This window comes from Serratia sp. OS31 (assembly GCF_014164835.1).
Lineage (GTDB): Bacteria > Pseudomonadota > Gammaproteobacteria > Enterobacterales > Enterobacteriaceae > Serratia > Serratia liquefaciens_A.
In genome coordinates, this window is the sequence record NZ_JACJFQ010000007.1 from 109,750 (window position 1) to 129,912 (window position 20,163).

At 53.1% G+C, this 20,163-nt stretch carries 17 protein-coding genes and 1 pseudogene; 11 read left to right on the forward strand and 7 right to left on the reverse strand.

What is annotated here, in order from left to right:
- Positions 1 to 39 precede the first annotated feature (39 nt).
- Together H5P17_RS08640 and H5P17_RS08645 are read right to left on the reverse strand one after the other, a co-directional pair.
- The gene (locus tag H5P17_RS08640) at positions 40 to 2,130 is read right to left on the reverse strand and encodes a prolyl oligopeptidase family protein (protein ID WP_182822382.1); all 2,091 of its coding nucleotides are present in this window, start codon (positions 2,128 to 2,130) and stop codon (positions 40 to 42) included.
- A 158-nt stretch (positions 2,131 to 2,288) separates the two neighbouring features.
- Complete coding sequence (locus H5P17_RS08645) at positions 2,289 to 2,852, reverse strand: helix-turn-helix domain-containing protein (RefSeq protein WP_182822383.1); 564 nt, start codon at positions 2,850 to 2,852, stop codon at positions 2,289 to 2,291.
- Between the two features lie 111 nt (positions 2,853 to 2,963).
- Here H5P17_RS08645 and H5P17_RS08650 point away from each other — a divergent pair, with 111 nt between their 5' ends.
- Positions 2,964 to 4,157 carry a benzoate/H(+) symporter BenE family transporter gene (locus H5P17_RS08650; protein ID WP_182822385.1) on the forward strand — a complete coding sequence of 398 codons (1,194 nt, stop codon included), beginning with the start codon at positions 2,964 to 2,966 and terminating at the stop codon, positions 4,155 to 4,157.
- A 138-nt stretch (positions 4,158 to 4,295) separates the two neighbouring features.
- A complete protein-coding gene (locus tag H5P17_RS08655) occupies positions 4,296 to 4,799 on the forward strand; it encodes a cupin domain-containing protein (RefSeq protein ID WP_044550689.1) in 504 nt (167 codons plus the stop codon).
- Here H5P17_RS08655 and H5P17_RS08660 read toward each other — a convergent pair.
- The gene (locus H5P17_RS08660) at positions 4,764 to 5,618 is read right to left on the reverse strand and encodes an aminoglycoside phosphotransferase family protein (RefSeq protein ID WP_044550686.1); all 855 of its coding nucleotides are present in this window, start codon (positions 5,616 to 5,618) and stop codon (positions 4,764 to 4,766) included. The two genes, H5P17_RS08655 and H5P17_RS08660, sit on opposite strands and share 36 nt — an antisense overlap.
- Before the next feature lie 143 nt (positions 5,619 to 5,761).
- Here H5P17_RS08660 and H5P17_RS08665 point away from each other — a divergent pair, with 143 nt between their 5' ends.
- Positions 5,762 to 6,139 carry a RidA family protein gene (locus H5P17_RS08665; protein WP_182822387.1) on the forward strand — a complete coding sequence of 126 codons (378 nt, stop codon included), beginning with the start codon at positions 5,762 to 5,764 and terminating at the stop codon, positions 6,137 to 6,139.
- Positions 6,140 to 6,238: 99 nt separating this feature from the next.
- Positions 6,239 to 6,508: a hypothetical protein gene (locus H5P17_RS08670; protein WP_044550680.1), complete on the forward strand. Its 270-nt coding sequence runs from the start codon at positions 6,239 to 6,241 to the stop codon at positions 6,506 to 6,508.
- Here the strand turns inward: H5P17_RS08670 and H5P17_RS08675 are convergent.
- Positions 6,505 to 6,900: a nuclear transport factor 2 family protein gene (locus H5P17_RS08675; protein ID WP_044550677.1), complete on the reverse strand. Its 396-nt coding sequence runs from the start codon at positions 6,898 to 6,900 to the stop codon at positions 6,505 to 6,507. The genes H5P17_RS08670 and H5P17_RS08675 overlap by 4 nt on opposite strands.
- A 234-nt stretch (positions 6,901 to 7,134) precedes the next feature.
- Here H5P17_RS08675 and H5P17_RS08680 point away from each other — a divergent pair, with 234 nt between their 5' ends.
- The 4 genes from H5P17_RS08680 to gstA all read left to right on the forward strand — a co-directional run bounded on the left by H5P17_RS08680 (position 7,135) and on the right by gstA (position 10,117).
- Entirely contained in the window at positions 7,135 to 7,800 is a 666-nt protein-coding gene (locus tag H5P17_RS08680) for an HD domain-containing protein (RefSeq protein WP_128865410.1), read from the forward strand.
- Between the two features lie 103 nt (positions 7,801 to 7,903).
- Complete coding sequence (locus H5P17_RS08685) at positions 7,904 to 8,170, forward strand: DUF3811 domain-containing protein (protein ID WP_020826699.1); 267 nt, start codon at positions 7,904 to 7,906, stop codon at positions 8,168 to 8,170.
- A gap of 364 nt (positions 8,171 to 8,534) precedes the next feature.
- Complete coding sequence (dapA, locus tag H5P17_RS08690; RefSeq protein WP_182822388.1) at positions 8,535 to 9,419, forward strand: 4-hydroxy-tetrahydrodipicolinate synthase; 885 nt, start codon at positions 8,535 to 8,537, stop codon at positions 9,417 to 9,419.
- A 92-nt stretch (positions 9,420 to 9,511) separates the two neighbouring features.
- Positions 9,512 to 10,117, forward strand: coding sequence for a glutathione transferase GstA (gstA, locus tag H5P17_RS08695; RefSeq protein ID WP_044550666.1), 606 nt, complete (start codon positions 9,512 to 9,514; stop codon positions 10,115 to 10,117).
- 44 nt (positions 10,118 to 10,161) lie between these two features.
- Here gstA and pdxY read toward each other — a convergent pair whose 3' ends face one another.
- A complete protein-coding gene (gene pdxY / locus H5P17_RS08700; RefSeq protein WP_182822390.1) occupies positions 10,162 to 11,025 on the reverse strand; it encodes a pyridoxal kinase PdxY in 864 nt (287 codons plus the stop codon).
- A 239-nt stretch (positions 11,026 to 11,264) separates the two neighbouring features.
- Between pdxY and H5P17_RS26625 the strand changes: the two are divergent.
- The 3 genes and pseudogenes from H5P17_RS26625 to H5P17_RS08710 all read left to right on the forward strand — a co-directional run.
- Positions 11,265 to 11,457 (forward strand): annotated as a pseudogene (locus tag H5P17_RS26625) (IS3 family transposase); the annotation flags it as partial.
- Positions 11,458 to 11,661: 204 nt separating this feature from the next.
- Positions 11,662 to 14,766 (forward strand): DUF4214 domain-containing protein, encoded by a 3,105-nt coding sequence (locus H5P17_RS08705; protein WP_255477876.1) that lies wholly within the window; start codon positions 11,662 to 11,664, stop codon positions 14,764 to 14,766.
- Positions 14,767 to 14,906: 140 nt separating this feature from the next.
- The gene (locus tag H5P17_RS08710; protein WP_182822394.1) at positions 14,907 to 17,993 is read left to right on the forward strand and encodes a DUF4214 domain-containing protein; all 3,087 of its coding nucleotides are present in this window, start codon (positions 14,907 to 14,909) and stop codon (positions 17,991 to 17,993) included.
- 97 nt (positions 17,994 to 18,090) lie between these two features.
- Here the strand turns inward: H5P17_RS08710 and tyrS are convergent, their stop codons facing one another.
- Both tyrS and pdxH read right to left on the reverse strand, forming a co-directional pair.
- The gene (gene tyrS, locus H5P17_RS08715) at positions 18,091 to 19,365 is read right to left on the reverse strand and encodes a tyrosine--tRNA ligase (RefSeq protein WP_044550655.1); all 1,275 of its coding nucleotides are present in this window, start codon (positions 19,363 to 19,365) and stop codon (positions 18,091 to 18,093) included.
- 139 nt (positions 19,366 to 19,504) lie between these two features.
- Positions 19,505 to 20,158, reverse strand: coding sequence for a pyridoxamine 5'-phosphate oxidase (pdxH, locus tag H5P17_RS08720; RefSeq protein WP_182822396.1), 654 nt, complete (start codon positions 20,156 to 20,158; stop codon positions 19,505 to 19,507).
- Between the last annotated feature and the right edge of the window lie 5 nt (positions 20,159 to 20,163).

The following is a 20,163-nucleotide window of genomic DNA, read 5'->3' on the forward strand; positions in this document are numbered from 1 at the left end:
CATTTGCCCCGGCTTTTTTTATCTCTCGTCCTGCGAGATTCAGACCTTCGGTTTAGCGCTCAGGTTAGTCCACATGAACTCGCTGACCAGCGCACCATGGAAAGCGGCTTGTTGCTTGTCTGCCGCCGCACTGTGCCCACCCTCGGTGTTCTCATAGAAATAGGCCTGCTGGTACCCCATCTGCTGCATCCGCGCCGCCATTTTACGCGCGTGCGACGGGTTGACCCGGTCATCACTGGTGGCGGTGTAAAACAGCACCGGCGGATAAGCCACATTGGCTTTGATGTTGTGGTACGGCGAGAAAGTCTTGATGTATGCCCACTCTTCCGCTTTGCTCGGATCGCCGTATTCGGCAATCCACGAAGCACCGGCAGAAAGCTGGGTATAGCGCTGCATATCCAGCAGCGGCACTTCACAGACGATGCAACCGAACAGCTGCGGGTACAGCGTCAGCATGTTGCCTACCAGTAAGCCGCCGTTGCTGCCACCGCGGGCGCCCAGATGTTGTGACGATGTCACTTTTCGCGCAATCAGATCCTCCGCCACTGCGGCAAAGTCCTCATAGGCACGATGACGGTTTTGCTTAAGCGCCGCCTGGTGCCAGGCCGGACCATACTCACCACCGCCGCGAATATTGGCCACGACGTACACCCCGCCACGCTCCAGCCAGGCCGGCGCCTTGGCTCCCATGTAACCTGGCGTGAGCGACACCTCAAACCCGCCATAGCCGTACAGCAACGTTGGGTTGCTGCCGTCCAGCTTGATGTCCTTGGCCGATATTTGGAAATACGGCACGCGCGTCCCGTCTTTTGACTTAGCGAAATGCTGGCTGACCTGATAACCGCTGGCGTCAAAATCCTGCGGCCCTTGCTTGAGCAGTTCCGCCTCCCCGCCGTCGAGATTGCCCAGATACAAAGAGGTAGGCTGCAGGAACCCGCTGAGGGTCAGGAAGTAATCGTTGGTCTCTTCATCAATACCGCCGGCAGACAGGGTGCTGATGGCTCCCGGTTTGCCCAGCGGTTTGCGTTGCCAGCCGTTCTCCTGCGGCGTCAGCACTTCCAACCGATTTACCACGTTGTCCATGATGCTGAGGATCAGGTGATCGCGCGTGGCGCTGTAGCCACTCAACGCCACCTGCGCGGTCGGTGTGAATAACACCGTAAATTCGCGCTTGCCGGCCAGATAATCGTCAAAATGGGTCGCCAACAATGCACCGGAAGGATAGAGCGTCTCCCCGACCTGCCAGTCGCTGCTCGGCTTAACCAACAGCCACTCGCGGTGGGTGCTGAACTCGGCGTCGGCGGGAATATCAATTTTGATTTTCTGATCTTGTGCGGTCAGCAGATAGGTTTCGCGGCGATAGAAATCCAGGCTGCGGCCCACGTAGTTTCGCTCAAAGCCTGGCGTATGGTCATGATAGGCATATACCACCATGTCCTGCGGTTGTGCTTCATACAGCGTTTGAGCCGCACTCAACGGCGTACCGCGTCGCCAGCGTTTGGCAATCCGCGCATAACCTGACTGGGTCATGGAGCCCGCGCCAAAATCTGTGGCGACAAACAGCGTATCCTTATCGATCCACGAAGCCTGGCTTTTCGCCACCGGCAGCACAAAGCCGTCTTTAACAAACTGCTTGGTCACCAGATCGAATTCGCGGATTTCGGTGGCGTCACCACCGTCCGGCGACAGCTCCAGCAGGCAATAACGGTATTCGGGAGCCAGCGACTGCGAGCCGTGGAACACCCAATCCTTGCCTTCGGCCTTGCCCAACGCGTCAATATCCAGCACCGTTTCCCAGCTCGGTTGCTCCTTGCGATATTCCTGCAAGGTGGTCCGTCGCCACAGGCCACGCGGATTGGTTTGATCCTGCCAAAAGTTGTAATAGTACTCACCCCGCTTGGTGACCCACGGAATTTGGCTCTCTTTATTCAGAATGGCCAGCACCTGTTTTTCCACCTGACGAAAACCTTCGCCTTGAGCAAAACGCGCGGTGGTGCGCTGGTTTTCCTGTTTGATCCATGCCTGTGCGGCTTTGCCCTGCAGCTCTTCCAGCCACAAGAATTCGTCGGCGGCGCTGGTGCCCCCTTCTGCCGCCATCGCCAGGCGGATACTGTTGGGTAATGAAGTCATCGCGAATACGGCTCCTGCGGTTTGTGCGCTGAGTTTAATAAACTGGCGTCGATTGGTGACTGGCAAGTTCAATCTCCCTTTGAAAGTTAATAAGACTCATTTTCAACAAGGCAGGCGTTTGGTGGCGCAGAGTCAAAGCCTGCGCCCACGCCGTTGAATCAAAATCTAGGGTAATGGATCAGATCGTGAATGCGTACCGTCTGTTGGCTGGCATTGCGGTAAGCATGTGGCCGATCGGCCTGAAAGCGCATCGCCTCGCCGCTGGTCAGGTGATACCACTGACCGTCGACCGCCAGCTCCAGCTCGCCGTTGATGACAATCACATGCTCAATCACCCCCGGCTCATGTGCAGAAGATTCGCTGAGCGCCCCCGGAGCCAGATCGATAACAAACATGTCGAACCCCAGTTGGCGATCGAATGGAAATAACGGGACGACACGCATATCGGCGTTGTATTGATTAAATACCGGCGCATCGCCATAGCGGTGTAGCGTGGCCTGTTGTTGCAACGGTGAGATCTCGAGAAACGCGGAGAACGCCACGTTAAACCCGGTGGCAATTTTCCACAGCGTTGCCACCGTTGGGCTGGATTCACCACGTTCGATCTGCCCCAGCATGGCCTTGCTGACGCCGGTGTTTTCCGCCGCCTGATTCAGGCTCCAGCCGCGCTGCACGCGCAAAGAACGAAGCGTTTGTGCCAGATGACCGGACAGTTCCTGCATGTTTTTCTCCCTTGATTTCGGCTGATTATAGCCACTTGTGCGCTATAACGCACGATGCTATGCTGCCGTTTCACTGTGCGTTATAACGTACAACCGTTGTCGGAGTCCGCCATGCGCCCAGCCCTCTCTTTGCGTCATCTGTCCCTGCCCGCCGTGATGGCCGGGTTCGTTGCGGTTTTGGTGGGTTACACCAGCTCTGCCGCCATTATCTTTCAGGCGGCCGCGGCCGCCGGCGCGACGCCAATGCAGATTGGCGGCTGGCTGACCATGTTGGGGCTGGGGATGGGTATCACCTCCCTCGGACTGTCCCTGTATTACCGCTCGCCGATCCTGACCGCCTGGTCGACGCCCGGCGCCGCGCTGCTGGTCACCAGTCTGCCAGGAACCCCGCTCAACGAAGCGATTGGCGTTTTCATCTTTGCCTCCGGGCTGATCCTGCTGTGCGGCGTGACCGGGCTGTTTGCCCGGTTGATGGATTACATCCCGCAGGCGATTTCGGCGGCGATGCTGGCGGGGATCCTGCTGCGGTTTGGCCTGGATGCCTTTGCTTCGCTACAGGTGAATTTCGTGCTCAGTGCCGGGATGGGGCTGATGTACTTAATCTCCCGCCGTTATCTGGCCCGCTATGCGATCGTCCTGACCTTGTTGACCGGCCTGGCGATTGCGGCTCTGCAAGGGAATATCCATCTTGCGCAGCAACCGTTGGCGTTCGCCATGCCGGAGTTTATTGCGCCCCATTTTAGTGCGTCTACGCTGTTGGGGATTGGTGTGCCTTTCTTCGTGGTCACTATGGCGTCACAAAACGCCCCCGGCATCGCTACCCTCAAGGCCGCCGGCTACAGCGTGCCCACCTCGCCGTTGATCAGCTGGACGGCGCTGACCGCACTGTTGCTGGCGCCATTCGGCGGGTTTTCGGTTTGTATCGCCGCCATTACCGCCGCGATCTGCATGGGGCCTGACGTGCATCCGAATCCGCAGCGCCGTTATATGGCCGCCGCTGCCGCCGGGGTATTTTACCTGCTGGCCGGTGCCTTCGGCGGCGTTATCGGCATATTGTTCAGCGCATTGCCCACCGCCTTGATCCACACCATTGCCGGGCTGGCGCTGCTGGGCACCATTGCCGGGAGTCTGCAACGCGCACTGCAAGATGAAAAACAGCGCGACGCCGCGCTGATCGCCTTTCTGATCACCGCGTCCGGCGTGACGTTGCTCGGTGTTGGCTCGGCATTTTGGGGGATTATTGGGGGGGCCATCGCTCATATCATCCTTTCACTGCCACACCGCGCGAACCGCAGCGAGAATTAAGTCCGCAGGTTGAAAGGTGCTTTAACCCCTCCGTCAATGTTCCCCCTTTAGCGATCTTCTGCTTAACTGATGGAGAACCATGGACGGTTTTACTATTGCCATCGTCAATCACTAAGTGACATTGTCACGAGGATGTTTATGAATGAGCATGCCACGCTGTTAGCCCAGCGTCTGATTCGTAATTTCGACCAGGTCGAGAAATCACACGACAGCCGTCCCCCGCTGTATGACAGCATCGGCGCCCGTTTGGGCACAGGTACCGCAGCCAAAAAACTGGGGGCTTCTATCGACGTGGTAGCCCCGGGCATGCGTTCCTGCCCCTATCACTTCCACTATGCGCAGGAGGAGATGTTCATTGTGCTGGAGGGGACCGGCACCTTACGGGTTGCCGGGGAGCGGCTGCCGATCAAAAGTGGGGACGTGATTTTTATTCCGCCAGGGCCGCAATACCCGCATCAGATCATCAACACGTCGGATGCGCCGCTGAAATATCTGTCTGTCAGCACCCGCGAGCAGCCCGAACTGGTGGAATATCCTGACTCAGGCAAGTTTCAGGCGATGGCCGTGGACCAAAATGGTGAAACGGTGCGCTATTTGCAACGCCCATCAGCCTCGCTCGATTATTGGCAGGATGAACCCTGAATCTCCTTCCGGTAACGGCAGGCCAAGTGCGAGCGCTGCCTGCTCGGCGACACGGAAATCGATATCCGCCGCTTCGCCGTCCTCCATGAACCAGGCGGCGGAGAGCCCTGCCCAGGCAAGGATCCACTGCAGAAGACGCTGGCGCTCCAGTCCGGCCAGTTGGCAGATCTGCGCGACTCGCCGTTGAAAAATATCTGGGTCAGTAGCTATGCCGTAGTTGGGGTTGCAGAAGATATTGGCGTAGTCGAAGGCGCGTTCGCCATAAAGGCGTTTAGGGTCGATCACCAGCCAGCCACGCTCACCGAAATCCAGCACGTTGTCATGGTGTATATCTCCGTGCAACACGGTCTGTTCGCGCGGGCTGGTCAGCAACTCTGCGGCCACTCTGGCGCTGAGGCGCAGCATGCCACCGTGCGCCTGCGCCGCCGGCCACAGTGAGTTAAACCATTGGTGCAGAGGAATGAGTTCCGGCAAAGGTTCGGCACGTGGCGCATGCAGGCGGGCAACGACCTGACAAAGAATTTCCGTCGCCTGACGATCGTCGCCATCGCGCACCATTTGCGGCAACGAGCGGCTGCCTTGAGCGCGCTCCAGCAAAATACCCTCGTCGTGCCAGGCCAGCACCCGCGCAGCACCTTCGCCCTGCCACCAGCACATCAATAAACCGCCGAACTTTTCTTCCTGTTCGCGGGCTATTTTCAACATGGCAGCGACCCCCTGATAGCGAACGGGCATCAGCAGGCTGCTGTGAGTTTCAAACGCCTGGCCGTCGGGCTGTAACTGCCAGCGTTGCATGTAAGGAATTAAGGCCGAATTCATTACCCTGAAACGTCCTTCACAGTTATAAATGAATGGTAGTGATATTATTAAAAATCAATATATCTCAGCGTACTTCCGATGTTCATCGCACTATCCTAACCAAGTTTGTTTACTTTTTTAATTTATCTCTCGGGGTTTTTACCATGACATCATTAAAGCGCATTAATTATCCGCATCTGCCTACGCCGGGGGGCCCCTATGTTCATGCCGTACGCCACGGAGATACGCTGTATGTTTCCGGCCTGACGGCATTTGCCACCGAGGCTCAGGGGCTAACGACTCAGCAACAGACGCAGGCGGTTCTGGAGCAGCTGGCGACCATCGCCGCCGCAGAGGGTACGAACCTCAAGGCGCTGATTAAAATAACCGTGTTTCTGACCGATATCGGCGATTTACCGGCCATCCGACCGGTGCTGTTTGACTATTGTGATGGTGCGCTCCCGGCCTGCTCACTGGTCACGGTCAGCGCATTGTTCTCGCCACAGGTCAGCGTTGAGATCGAAGCCGTCCTGGCGTTGTGACATTAGGGCGCGGGTAGGCATAGCGTGCGTTACCCTTTGCCGCCATTGGGACTATTCTGCTAATTTACAGCTAGGAAATTTATTACCGCCGAGACGTTAATGCAGCAAAAGCCGGTTATGCACGAAGCCAGACAATTAAAGCGCCTCAACGCCGCCACGCGTCGGCAATCCCATATGTACAAGTGGATTGCCTTTATCGCGGCGCTGGACGCCATACTGGTATTTTTTTATGACCGGGACATGCGCAACATTACCTTTTCAGGCGCCGTTGCGCTGGTGTGCGGGTATTTGTGGATCCGCGATCGCAACAAAGCGCGCGGTTATCGACGAGAGTACGATCGCAAGTTTGGTAAACACAGCGGCCTTTAGTCCCGCATCGCCTCAAGTACTTTTGCGCTGTCGACGATTTGCACGAACTTGACGATTTTTCCCGCACGCAGTTGGTAAATATGCGCAAAGGAGGCGGTGAAGGACTTTCCGGTGGCCCCGTAGGTGCCATGGTAGAACCCCTGCGCGATCACGGTTTCGCCGGCATCATAGAAATGGTCGACATCGGCGCGATAGCCCTGCCATTCCGTCCCTAAACGCTGGTGAACGTTTTTGAATATCGCCTGCGGGCCGATATAGGTGCCGGCATAAGGAAACCCCGCTGCTTCGGTCCACTCTGCGTCTGGCGCCAGTGCCGCCAGCAGGTTGCGGCCATTCTCTTCGGCACTGCCGCCCTGATAGGTGGCGCGTACAATTTCAAGATTCGTAGGCATGATTTTTCTCCGGTGGCGTCTGCAGGATATTCCGGCCATACCCCACAGACACAGGTATACACCAAGCGGAGATGACCGGAATGGGGCCATTGTAAGTTGCTTATTCCGGTATAAAAACTGCGATTGCGGCAATAGTCTGTTGCATTGTAGTAAACAATGAGAATATTGCGCTGTCATCACCGCCGCATCAAAGGGGGTTATGATTGAGGTTTTCCGACCACAAAGGAGCAAAACGTGCATTCTTCACCCCTGGCGCAAGCCTTGCTGCAGCCTTTCGCCCCCCATCAGGAACTGGCTCAGGCGTTGTTGCCGCTGACTCTCGATTCCGATGATGGCTCTCATGACGTGGCACATCTGCATCGCGTGTGGAAAAACACCCGCAAAATCAGTCAACAGGAAGGCGGCAACCGTCGCATCCTGTGTGCCGCCGTGCTGTTGCATGACTGTGTGGCAGTGGAAAAAAACTCGCCACAGCGCCATCTGGCTTCACGCATGGCGGCGGAGAAAGGCGCCCTGATGCTCAAACAGCTGGGCTGGGAGCCGCAGGACATTGCCGAAACCGCCCATGCCATCGAGGCCCACAGCTTCTCCGCCGCTATTACCCCGGAGAGTCTGGAAGCAAAAATTATTCAGGACGCAGACCGTCTGGACGCTATCGGCATGATTGGCGTAGCGCGCTGTTTCTATATTGGTGGACGCATGCGCAGCGCGCTGTACGATGCCGCCGATCCGCTGGCGGAACAGCGCCAATATGATGACAAGCGTTTTTCTCTGGATCACTTCGAAACCAAGTTGTTCAAACTGCAGGAAGGTTTTCAAACCGCCACCGGCAAGAAAATGGCGCTGGAACGTACCGAACGCATGAGGCGTTTCCTCAGCGAACTGCTGGAAGAGATGTAACCCGCCAGCGCCCTGCAAACTGGCATTTCCGTTACGGCAGCAGCATCTTCACACCGCTAATTGCTGTACACTGGATGCCAACTTCACTGACCAGGCTGCAAAAATGAAAAAACTGACGCTGAAAGACATGACGGAAAGCGAGCAACGTGAAGTAAAAACCGAGTTGGACAAGGCACGTAAAAGCCTCGGGCGCGCCTTGACCAATGGCGAGAATAACAAGATCAAGGATGAGGTGGTGGCTCGCATCACTGCCGCCCGCGAGAAAATTGAAAAAGCCACCCGGGCCGAACGCAAAGCCAATCGCGTTCAACCCACCGGAGAAACGTTCAGTTGGTCGGCTTCGATCAACGGCGCACGCCGTCCCCGCTAATCAATTTCGCCCCGCCAAGGCGGGGTTTTCCTTTTCCCGGTTTATTAGCCAAACTCATCAGCGCGGTTTAATCATGAATAACCGTGTTATCAACCTGTTGTAAATTGACAGCATCATGCAGAATATTCATTATCACCGCATACCCCTTTTCAAGAGACCGCCATGACTCACCTCAACCACAATGACGCTGCGCAAATATCGGCATTGCCCCTTGAAGGTGTGGTGGCGGTTTACTCGAAGAAACAGACGCTCATTTGATCGGGGCGCGCTGTCCCGTCAGATGAGCTGACTGGGCGGTGTACGACTCGTTTCCCCTCTTGTTATCTCATCTGGCTTCTTATTGTTCGCATTGAAGGAAATTACTATGGCCTCATTTTCCGGTATCTGGGTTGCGCTGGTGACCCCATTTAATCACAACGCCGTTGACCTGCCCGCCACCCAACGGCTGGCCCAACACCTGATCGCCTCTGGCGTCGATGGGTTGGTGGTTTGCGGTACTACCGGTGAGGCTGCCGCGTTAAGCAAGGAAGAACAGCTGGCGGTGCTCGATGCCGTACTGGCCGTGACGCCAGCCCATCAGGTGGTGATGGGGCTGGCCGGCAATAACCTGGTCGACACATTGCAAATGCAACAGGCGATCCAGCTGCGCGACGTTGCCGGCGTGCTGATCCCCGCGCCCTACTACATTCGCCCGTCGCAATGCGGTCTGGTGGACTATTTCACCCAGTTGGCCGACGCCTCAAGCGTACCGGTGATCCTGTACAACATTCCGCAACGCACCGGCGTGGTGATGGAGCTGGCCACCCTGCGCCAGATTGCACGTCATCCGCAGGTGAAAGGCATCAAGGATTGCGTCGGTAACCCGGACACCACCATGGCGCTGATTAACGACGGTGAAATCGACGTACTGACCGGGGAAGATAACCTGATCCTGACGACGCTGTGCCTGGGCGGCACCGGCGCGATTTCCGCTTCCGCGCATATTCAGCCGCAGCGCTTTGTGCAACTGGTGCAACAGGTCGCCGACGGCGATTTGGTTGCCGCCCGCGCTAACTTCTACGGCCTGCTGCCGATGATCCAGCAGATGTTCAGCTTCCCGAACCCGGCCCCGGTCAAAGCCGCATTGGCGCAGCAGGGTCTGATCCGTAACGAGCTGCGTTCGCCAATGCAAATCGCACCGCAGGCCTTGCAACAGCAAATTGCCGTCACCCTGGCGCAGTTGCAGCCCGAAGCCGCGTTGATAAGTTAAATTTGTCGTTTAACCCGCTGTAATTTTGGCGTTATAGAGCTAGGATCAGAAGTTAAGCATGCCTGTCACTCATCATTATCAAGGAGCTTTCGATGAAACTGTTCTATAAAGCCGGTGCCTGTTCTCTGTCTCCACACATTGTACTGCGTGAGGCGGGCCTGGATTTCACGGCGGAAAAGGTCGATCTGGCGCTGAAGAAAACGGAAAGCGGTGCCGACTATCTGACCATCAACCCAAAAGGACAAGTGCCTGCGCTGCTGCTCGATGACGGCAGTCTGCTGACCGAAGGCGTCGCGATTGTGCAATACCTGGCCGATCGCGTGCCGGATCGCGGCCTGATCCCCGCGGCGGGCACGCTGTCGCGCTACCATGCGATTGAGTGGCTAAACTATATTGCCACCGAGCTGCACAAGGGCTTTAGCCCGCTGTTTAACCCGAAAGCGCCTGAAGAATACAAAGCCTTCTCGCGGGAAAAACTGGAGAAGCAGTTCAGCTATCTGGATTCGGTGCTGGCGAAGCAGCATTTCTTGCTGGGGAACCGGTTTAGCGTGGCGGATGCCTATTTGTTTACCGTTCTGCGCTGGGCTATCGCCATGCAGTTTGATCTCAAAAAGCACGCTCACCTTTCGGCCTATTTTGATCGCGTGGCCGCTCGGCCGGCAGTAGATGCCACCTTGAACGCGGAAGGGTTGAAATAACGCCCGAGCCCCGGCGCGATAATCCGCCGGGGCACAGCGTCAGCTTATTGCAGTTTTACCGCTTTAAAATCACAGTTTGGCTGCACGATACGATCCTGAGCCGCCACCACTTGTAATTCATACTGTCCCATTGCCTGGGTGGTCAGCATCACTTCATAAACCGCCGCCGTCACGTGCTCCAGCGCCTTATCCAGCGCCTCGCCCTTAAGCAGGTTAACCAGCAACAGGCCGCTGGTCAGATCGCCCACGCCTACCGGTTGACGGCTGCCAAAATCCACCAGCGGACGGCTGATGTGCCAGGCTTCGTCAGCCGTGACCAACAGCATTTCGAAACAGTCCGGATGGTAACCGGCGCGGCTCAGATGCTTGACCAGCACCACTTTCGGCCCCTTGGCAATTAGCTCACGCGCAGCGCTTACCGCCTGATCAACGTCCGCGACGGTGCGCTGGCTCAACAACTCCAGTTCCAGCAGGTTTGGCGCGATCATGTCACTGCACGGCAATGCCTGCTGACAATGAAACTCCGCCACGCCCGGTGCCACGATGCAGCCTTTTTCAGGGTGCCCCATAACCGGATCGCAAAAATACCAGGCGTGTGGATTGGCCTGTTTGACCTGACGAACGATCTCCAGAATATGGCTACCCTGCTCCGGCGAACCGATGTAGCCACTCAGCACGGCATCGCAATGCTTGAGTTGATCGATATCCGCAATACCCTGGGCAATTTCCGTCAGGTGGCTGGCCGGCATTACGCAACCGGTCCACTTGCCGTACTGGGTGTGATTGGAGAACTGGACGGTGTTCAACGACCAGACGTTAACGCCCATGCGACGCATCGGAAATTCTGCCGCACTGTTGCCCGCGTGGCCAAACACCACATGGGACTGAATAGAAAGAATGTTTTTCATTGGAACAACCTGACCTCGCCATACCGTGTGCATCTGCCCGCGGCGAAATAGAGTGGATAAATAACGTACAAACGTTATGCCGGCGCGTCTAAAAACAAGAAACTGGAGGACCTTTTTATTTTTTGGCGGCGTCATATTATAGCGAAAGCCCAGCAGCAAAAAAATAGAATAACCAGAACATCATTACGATGGACTGTTCACCGGACAAAAGGTGAAGTACATGTATAAAAATACCAATGGTGTTTGCCGATCTCACCCTGGAATGTCGAACGCTGAAAGATATCATCGAAAAAAACTTTAAAACCATCGATAAAACGTTAGCCTGTCAGTTATCTGACCGTGCAGTTTACGAAGAGTATACGCCAGGCATGTAGGGCGCTATCGCTGAGCAGCAACCATGATTGTCAACTGATTACGCGACGTGAAGAACCGTGATCCATACGCGGACAGAGCGATTCGGGGTTATCCGCCTCGAGCGCTGAATTAGCATAATCTCCTCCCCAACCGTGCGGCGGCAGCAACGGGCCCGCACACTTCGTAAAACCAGAGTTTCCTTACTGACAAGTATGTTGTGTTTTAAGGATTTTCGACTGTACTTAAAGCTTAATTTCATCTCATACTTTCATGGAGCACCCAATGAGCTTCCTTTCCTTACAACAGGACGTAGCCATTCTTTTTTATGCGACGCTCGGTAAAAAGGCCGATGCCAAAACACTGGATTTTTTCGCCAGGCAACTGGATTTGGGGCTGTATGCTAAAGACCAACTAGCCGAAAAATTTATCCAATCTCTGGATGGACATCAGCGATATGACGGTTTAACCACCGCGCAAAAAATTCAATATATTTATAAAAACATCACAGGCGAAGCTCCGGCGCCGAGCCTGCTGGGAACATTAGTCGCGCAGGTCAACGGTGGCCAATCTCTGGGACAACTCACTAAAGATTTAGTTAGCGGAGTAAAGAGTTATACTGGCAGCGATGCCGCTCAGGTTGGACAACAACAGCATTTGTTCGACGTTATCGATACTACGTTATATCCGGCGTTGACGCCCTATCCAGCCAATGCTGACGCAGCCGCCGACATTCAGGCTATGTTTTATGTAGTTGGAAGCCTCATGGTTGCAGACGGTATTAATTATTGGAGCAGTGTTCTTGCCGAAGGGAAAGCCAGTGCCAGTTATATCGCAGGGCGATTTGTAGATACGCGCATTTGGTTGAAAGAAATGAGTAACGAAGACTTTGTAAAAACCGTATATAAGAATACTTTTGGTGTAGAGGCTGATGAAAGTGAAATCACCGATTATGTCGCTGGGTTAAATAACAATACAGCAACTCGTGGCGATGTCCTTATTCGTTTGATTACTGATATTCGCAACGATAACTCACACGATACGGCCAAACAAAACTTCCTTAATGCCACCCATGTTTATGCCGCGGGTGAGCTTCCTGCACTGAATTACCAAGAAACTGTAGCATTACTTTTTCTGCAGTTAGCGAGCAAAACCACCCTGAATGCTGCCGGGTTGGACTATTACAGCAAAATGCTAGCCAGTGGGAAGACCAATCTGGATCTGCTGACTTTTCTAGCAAAATCGCCCCATTTCCAGGGTGCCGCGGACTTCGGTGCCGTGTATCTTAAACTCTACGGTACTGCCCTCAATGAATTGCAGAAACAGGCTATTCTCCAGCAAGCAGGGAATAATCCACTGCAGGCAACGTTGAATATTATCGATACATTCCGCAATGGCGAAGCCCCGCTGGACAGTGGCCCCGTACCTGGTGCCGAGAGTATGGTCAACCTCGAGTACAAGATCGGCAGCAAACTGGGTTATCAGATCCGCGGCAATGTGACATTATCGAATACCGATGGCATCCTCAGCGGGAGTATTAACACCGGTGTCGAACACCAATTAAGCCATGCCGAAATCGCGCAACTCCTCCAAATTACCCTCAACGTGGATGTCGAAACAGCTGTCGATCTCAGCTTTGCCAAATCATTGCAACAGGTCTCTTTGCAAGGTGATTTTGCGGCCAACCAAGCTACACTCGACTCACTGAGAAACAAGAATGTTACGCTTTACCTCAACGATAACAACGTAACCAACGCTGCGGGCTTGATTGATTTCAACAATCTAAGCAGTCGCATCGTGGCCGATCAACTCAATGTCAGCACCGCGCACACACATATAAACATAGACGGCGCGGACGAAATCCGGCTGCTATGGAAAGGCAATGCCATCCCCGGCGGAGTCAATAAGATCAGCAACGACTTTACCGCTACGTCTACATCCACTGGGCAATACAATAACTTCAGCGTCATTTCGGCGAACTTCATAACTAAAGATGTGTTGTTGACCACGGAGTCAGACGGCGGTATCAGCGGATTTCTTCAAAGCAATCTGAATCAGTTCCTACATTTTCAATTTATCGATTTGGCAAATTATCGAGGTGCAGGAAATATTTATCTGGATGGGCAACAGATAGCGACTGAGGGCGCAAACCTGTTTGATGCAGGCTTATTGAATCAAACGGCCAGCATCTACAATAGCAAGTACTCAGGAGTAACTCGCCTTACCCAGGCCGATGCAGCTCAAAAAGACAGTACCGGCAAAATCTGGACCGGCTCAATGGGTTTTAATCTGTCAGGTTTTGCCGACAATGTTCATGTCATAAACGTTTCTTTGGCGAAACCTGCGTTATTACGTATCACGGAAAATGCCACCAGTAAAAGCAAAGTGCACCTCGAGACTGCCACCGGCAGTGAAACGCCCACCTGGAGCATCGTGGTAGGCAACACTAAAACATCCATGGTGGATGGCGGCACAGTAAGCCTTACCAGTCACTCGACTGCCGTCTCCGGTGAATTATTATATGTTAGCTCTTCCGGCACTTCGAACAATTCACTCACTCTGGCAGGCGGCAGCAATCATATTGAAACAATGGTGATAAGTGGTTCTACCGACCTAAACCTGACGATTAAAGCCGATTTTAGTGACTCACTGAAAGACATCACCATCCCTGTGATAGAAGATCCCTGGAGCCAACCACCGATTATCAAGGCAAACCTGATTCTGGAAAAAGGCGGTACCGGCGGGGGAACGTTTTATAAGCTGTTGCAATCCCTGAATGATCACCGTGCTTATGATGGGCTCATTAACGATCTGTCTGGCAATCAACTAACCATCGCCTACACAGCAACTAACAGTTTTGAGATCCAGGGCAACACGACTCTGACGCGCTATCGGGATGGTGACCCTTATAGTGGCGGCAATAAAATCAGCTTTGGTAACAGCAATATCGACAGCATGGTTACTATAGAAGTCCTTGAGAAAAGCGATACCATCTTCGTCGGCAAGGGTGCCGAGCAGTGGTTATTTGGCTCTGGCACCAGTCAGACAATGGCCGTTTACGGCAGTGTAAGTAAACCGTCGGATGTTAATGCGCTCTTTAACTCAATCACTGTAGGAAGTGAAGACAACGGACAGGATATATTTGCCAAAGCGTTGGAAAAAATAACTCACGGTGCCAGTAACGGAAGTCTGGCCGAGGCAGGAGCCGTAAAACTGGCTGGTAACGTGTATGTGGTAATTGATAAAAATCATAATCAGCAATTTGATAAGGACGATATGGTATTTGCTCTGGGAGACAAGGATGTATATCAGATTGCTAACGATGTCCACTATCAGGCGCCACCTATCGCGGTTAACGGTCTGAGCCAGCACAGTGTTGAATTAGTTTGATTTAGCTTCATTATGGGGCGGCTGTCACCATGACACCGCCCTTGGAAAACCAGAATTTCCTTATGTGTTATCGCCTTGTAATCTGCCTATTTTAAGCTGTACTTGTTGCTGGATATTTCCTTTACACGCAAGGTTACCTCATGAGCTTATTGACGTTACAACAAGATGTCGCCATTCTTTTTTATTCCACACTCGGAAAAAAAGCAGATGAAAAAGCATTGACCTATTTCGCCAGACAGCTTGAAAAAGGCACTTATACTCAGAGTGAATTGGCTGCCAAGTTTATCAACTCTCAAGATGGCCAACATCGTTACGATGGTCTGTCAACCAGCCAAAAGGTGCAGTACATCTATCAAAATACCAATGGCGCGCCGCCGGATGCTGTAACCTTAAGCTCTCTGGCCGCACAAGTCGATGCAGGCAAAACATTGGGCAGTCTGACCACAACGTTAATTAACGAAACTAAAAATTATGACGGTCAAGATGTAACATCCCTGAACCAACAGAAGCATCTCGAAATCATCATCAGCACTACTCTGTACCCATCACAAATAGAACTGCCCTCTCAGCTTTCAGCTGCAGAAAATGTGCAAGGCATGTTTTACTTGCTCGGTAGTATGATCAACTCCGCCGCCATCGATTACTGGAGTGGAGTTTTAGACAGTGGTAAAAAAAACGCCGTAGAAATGGCCAACTATTTCGTCTCCCTCAAAGGTTACATCAGTTCACTCAATAACGAAGATTTTGTGCAGAAGATTTTTTCACAAGCCTTTGGCACCTTCGCCAGCAACAGTGAACTGCAAAAATATGTCACCAGCTTGAACGACGGGAGTGAAACACGGGGCGACGTCATGATGCGCATGATGAACGACATCAGAAATGACACCAGCCACGATGTAGCAAGACAGAACTTTACTGCCGCAACCCATGTTTATGCTTCTGGCGAGTTTCCTCCGGCTAAATATGCCGAAGTCGTCATGTCACTTTACCTGACGGTCGCCGGAGTCTCTGCCGATGCCACTGCGATTGATTCTTTTAGCCGACTGCTCGTAGGGGGCAAAACGCAAGCAGAAGTACTCAATATCTTATCCAAAACAGACCTATTCCGTAATGCCGGGGACTATCAGTCCATTTATATGAAGCTCTATGGCAGTCCGCTCGACAGCATTTCCGCGCAGGCAATCCTGCTGAAGGCAGGTAACGACAAGATCAAGGCTACCTCACTTATCATCGATGCCTTCCGTGAAGGGAAATATCCTCTGGACAATCACCCCAGCCCCCCTCCCGCTAACCTGCTGCATGAATATGAGGTGAATTTAGGAACTGCATTAGGCTATCAAAAGATGTTTAACGGTAGTTTCACGCTTTCCGACAGCGGTAAGCTGATGGCGGATATCAACACCCGCACGCTCCATGAAGTTACCTATGCAGAAATGGCTTCACTGACCTCATTGAACCAGTTGAATATCAACGCCAATATGAATATTGCGGTGGATTTAAACCGGTTACCACCAATGAATACCAATAAAATCGTACTTTCCGGCGACTATGCCACCAGCGCAAAAGTTCTTGATTCATTAGGTAGCAAGTACGCGGTTGATCTGTTGCTTAATGAAACAAACATCGCTAATGCTGATGCAACGCAGCAGATAAAGTCCACAAATGCAATGATTGAGGCAGGAACCGACCTCAGTAACGCAAAAATCAATCTTTTATTAAACAACCAATTATACTGGGAAGGAAATAGCATAAACGGGGGAGCCAATCATATCAGCGACAGTTTCCTGGCCCAGAGCGATCTCCAAGACAACAACACAAACTCAATGATATCGGCAAATTTCATTACCAAGTCGATTTATTTAACCAGCAATAGTACGGGGGGGGTCGATGGAAGTATCGTAAGTAATATCAACCAGTTCCTGTACTTTTCCCTTATCGACCTCACCCACTATAGCGGCACCGGCAATATTTATATGAACGGACAGTTAGTGGCGACGGAAGGCAACAAAGTTTTTGATTTTGGCGTGATTGACCAACAGGCCACGATCTTTAACCAAACCTACAGCAATGTCAGTATGCTTCAACAATCTGACCGCGCACAAACGCATTTTGGTAACTATACAGGCTCCCAAGGCGCGATCATTTCCGCCTATTCCGGCGAACTGACCCTTATCAACGTCAGCAATTCTTATCTGTATGTTAACGGTGATTTGACCAATCAAAGCCGCGTACACGTGTATGACTCGCTTCAAAGTGACAAATCATTTTCTCTTGCGTTGTCAGAGGCCGCGACTGAAATACGCAACATCGACATGGGTACATTCAGCCTGACGTCAACACATAAAGACACACTGCAAATCTCCATGACTCACGCATCAACCCACTCAGTAGAGCGTACTTTAACGTTGAGCGGAGGAGAAAACCATATATCAACGCTGATGCTCTCAGGCCTGACGACCAGGCCGGATATGCTGCTAAATCTGACAATCAAATCGGATTTCGGGGATAATCTGCAAACCATTACCGGTATCGATGCCTCTATGGGGCCCGTATACTCCGAAATAGATCTCAACCTGGTCTCGGAAAAAAGTGGTACTGGCGGTGGCAGCTTTTACAACACGCTTAACGCTCTTGCCAACAAAAGTGATTTTAGCCATATCATCGACGATCTGACCGGATACCAGCTCAAGGTCGCCAACACCGGCTTGACCGTACATTCGGCCAACGTCAAAGGCAATACCACTCTGGACACTACACGAGCGCTAACCTTTACCGACAGTACTATCGATAGCATGGTCACCTTGAATAGCGGTTATCAAAACAGCATCATTACCGCCGGTGATACCGGCAATCAATGGATTTTCTCCAAGACAGGTGACAAAAGCGCCACGCTGTATGGCAGCGCTACTACGGAAGCTGAGATCAAGAATGCATTTACCGGTCTGACAGCAACCGACAACGCCCACGACCTGTTCTCACAGGTACTGGCTAATATGACCCATGGAGCCAGTACCAATAACCTGTCCGAAGTTGGTTTGCTGAAGCTGGACAAGTCGGTTTATGTCATTGTGGACAAAAACCATAACCAGACGTTTGATGCGGATGACATTGTATTTTCGATTGGCAATCAGGACCCTTACTTGGCTGCGGTGAGCCTGCACTACAAAGCGCCGGCAATCACTGTTAACGGTGCTGCTGAGAGCCACTTAGCTGAGGCGATAGCATAATAATTGGCTAATCTCCGCTAACCAGGTCCACAGTCTGATGAAGTAAAAAGCCCGGAGGTCTGGACTGCACCCCGGGCTTTTTTTCAATCCAAAGAGATTACTGCCAATCTACCAGGCAGTAATGTTTTTTGCCGCGACGCAGCAGCGTGTAACGGCCGAACAGGCGATCGGCGTCGCTGAAGGTGTATTCGGCGTTAGACTGCTTCTCACCGTTGATGGTCACCGCGTTGGAGCCAATCATGGTGCGAGCCTGGCCGCGTGAAGGTACCAGCTCGGCATTCACCAGCGCCTGTTGCAGATCGGCGTCGCCATCGAGCTTGATGGTCGGCATGCCGTCCTGCGCCAACTGAGCGAAGTCTGCTTCAGTCATGTCGTGCAGCGCACCGGAGAACAGGCTCTGGGTGATGCGCTTGGCCGCAGCCAAACCTTCTGCCCCATGCACCATGCCGGTCACTTCTTCTGCCAACACATACTGGGCACGCGGTGCCTTGCCGCTGTTCTTGTCTTCTTCTTCCAGCGCGTTGATTTCGGCCAGATCCATAAAGGTGAAGAACTTCAGGAAGCGGTACACGTCGGCGTCGGCGGTGTTGATCCAGAACTGGTAGAACTTGTACGGGCTGGTTTTTTCAGGTGCCAACCAGACTGCGCCGCCTTCGGTCTTGCCGAATTTGGTGCCGTCGGCCTTGGTGATCAAAGGTACGGTCAGGCCGAACACCTGCTGCTGATGCATGCGGCGGGTCAAATCGATACCAGAGGTGATATTGCCCCACTGGTCGGAGCCGCCGATCTGCAGCTCAACCTGATGACGGTTGTAGAGCTCAGCGAAGTCGAAACCCTGCAGCAGGTTGTAGGAAAACTCGGTGAACGAGATGCCGGAATCGTCACGGTTCAAACGCTGCTTCACCGCTTCCTTGTTGATCATCTGGTTGACGGAGAAGTGCTTGCCGATATCACGCAGGAAGGTCAGCACGTTCATGCCGCCGAACCAGTCGTAGTTGTTGGCGGCTACCGCGCTGTTGCTGCCACAGTCGAAATCCAGGAACGGAGAAACCTGTTTGCGGATTTTTTCCACCCACTCGTTCACGGTATCGGTGGTGTTCAGCTTACGTTCAGCCGCTTTGAAGCTCGGGTCGCCGATAAGCCCAGTGGCGCCCCCCACCAGCGCGACCGGTTTGTGGCCGGCAAGCTGGAAACGCTTCAGGCACAGCAGAGGAACCAGATGGCCCAAATGCAAGCTGTCAGCGGTCGGATCGAAACCGCAATACAGTGCAATTGGCCCTTGCGCCAGTCGCTCTGCTAACGCTTCCTCATCCGTAACCTGGGCAACGAGGCCCCGCTCTTGCAGTTGTTTAATCAAGTTGCTGCTTGCCATCAATGACTCCATGTATAAACGAATGCACCTTTGTCGGTACACGACCTTTCGCCCACTGGCGAAATATAAAAATCAGAATAACGCATAGAATAAAGCGCCGGCGACATCAGTGCCAGCGCTTAAGGGGGATTTTCGGTCTTCAGGGCGCCAGTCGGTCAATTTTCCAGTCATTCCCGTCCCGTTGATACAGGAAACGGTCATGCAGACGGTTGGCACCGCCCTGCCAGAACTCGACGGAATCGAAATTGACCCGGAATCCGCCCCAGAAACTCGGCAGCGGCACTTCGCCCTGTTGGAATTTTTGCTTAAGCTCGAGGAATTTGCTCTCCAGCACGCCGCGTGCGGAAATGCGCGATGACTGTTGTGACACCCAGGCACCGATTTGGCTGTCTTTCGGCCGACTGGCGAAGTACTTCATCACTTCGAAAGTCGACAAACGCTCCGCCTTGCCCAGGAAAATCACCTGGCGGTCAAGCATGTGCCACGGGAACAACAGGCTGATATGCGGGTTATTCGCCAACTGCTGCGCTTTGCGGCTACCGAGGTTGGTGAAGAACACCAGCCCTTTGTCATCCACATGCTTGAGCAAGACAATGCGCTGGTAGGGTTGGCCATTTTCATCCACCGTCGCCACACACATGGCGGTAGGATCGGCCAGGCGCGCGTCGCAGGCCTGTTTCAGCCACTTTTCGAACAGCTCAAGTGGATTGGCGGTCAAATCGTTACGACGCAGACCGCCACGGGTGTATTCACGGCGCAGGTCCGAAACATCAAATTCATTATTTTCAATCATTCGGT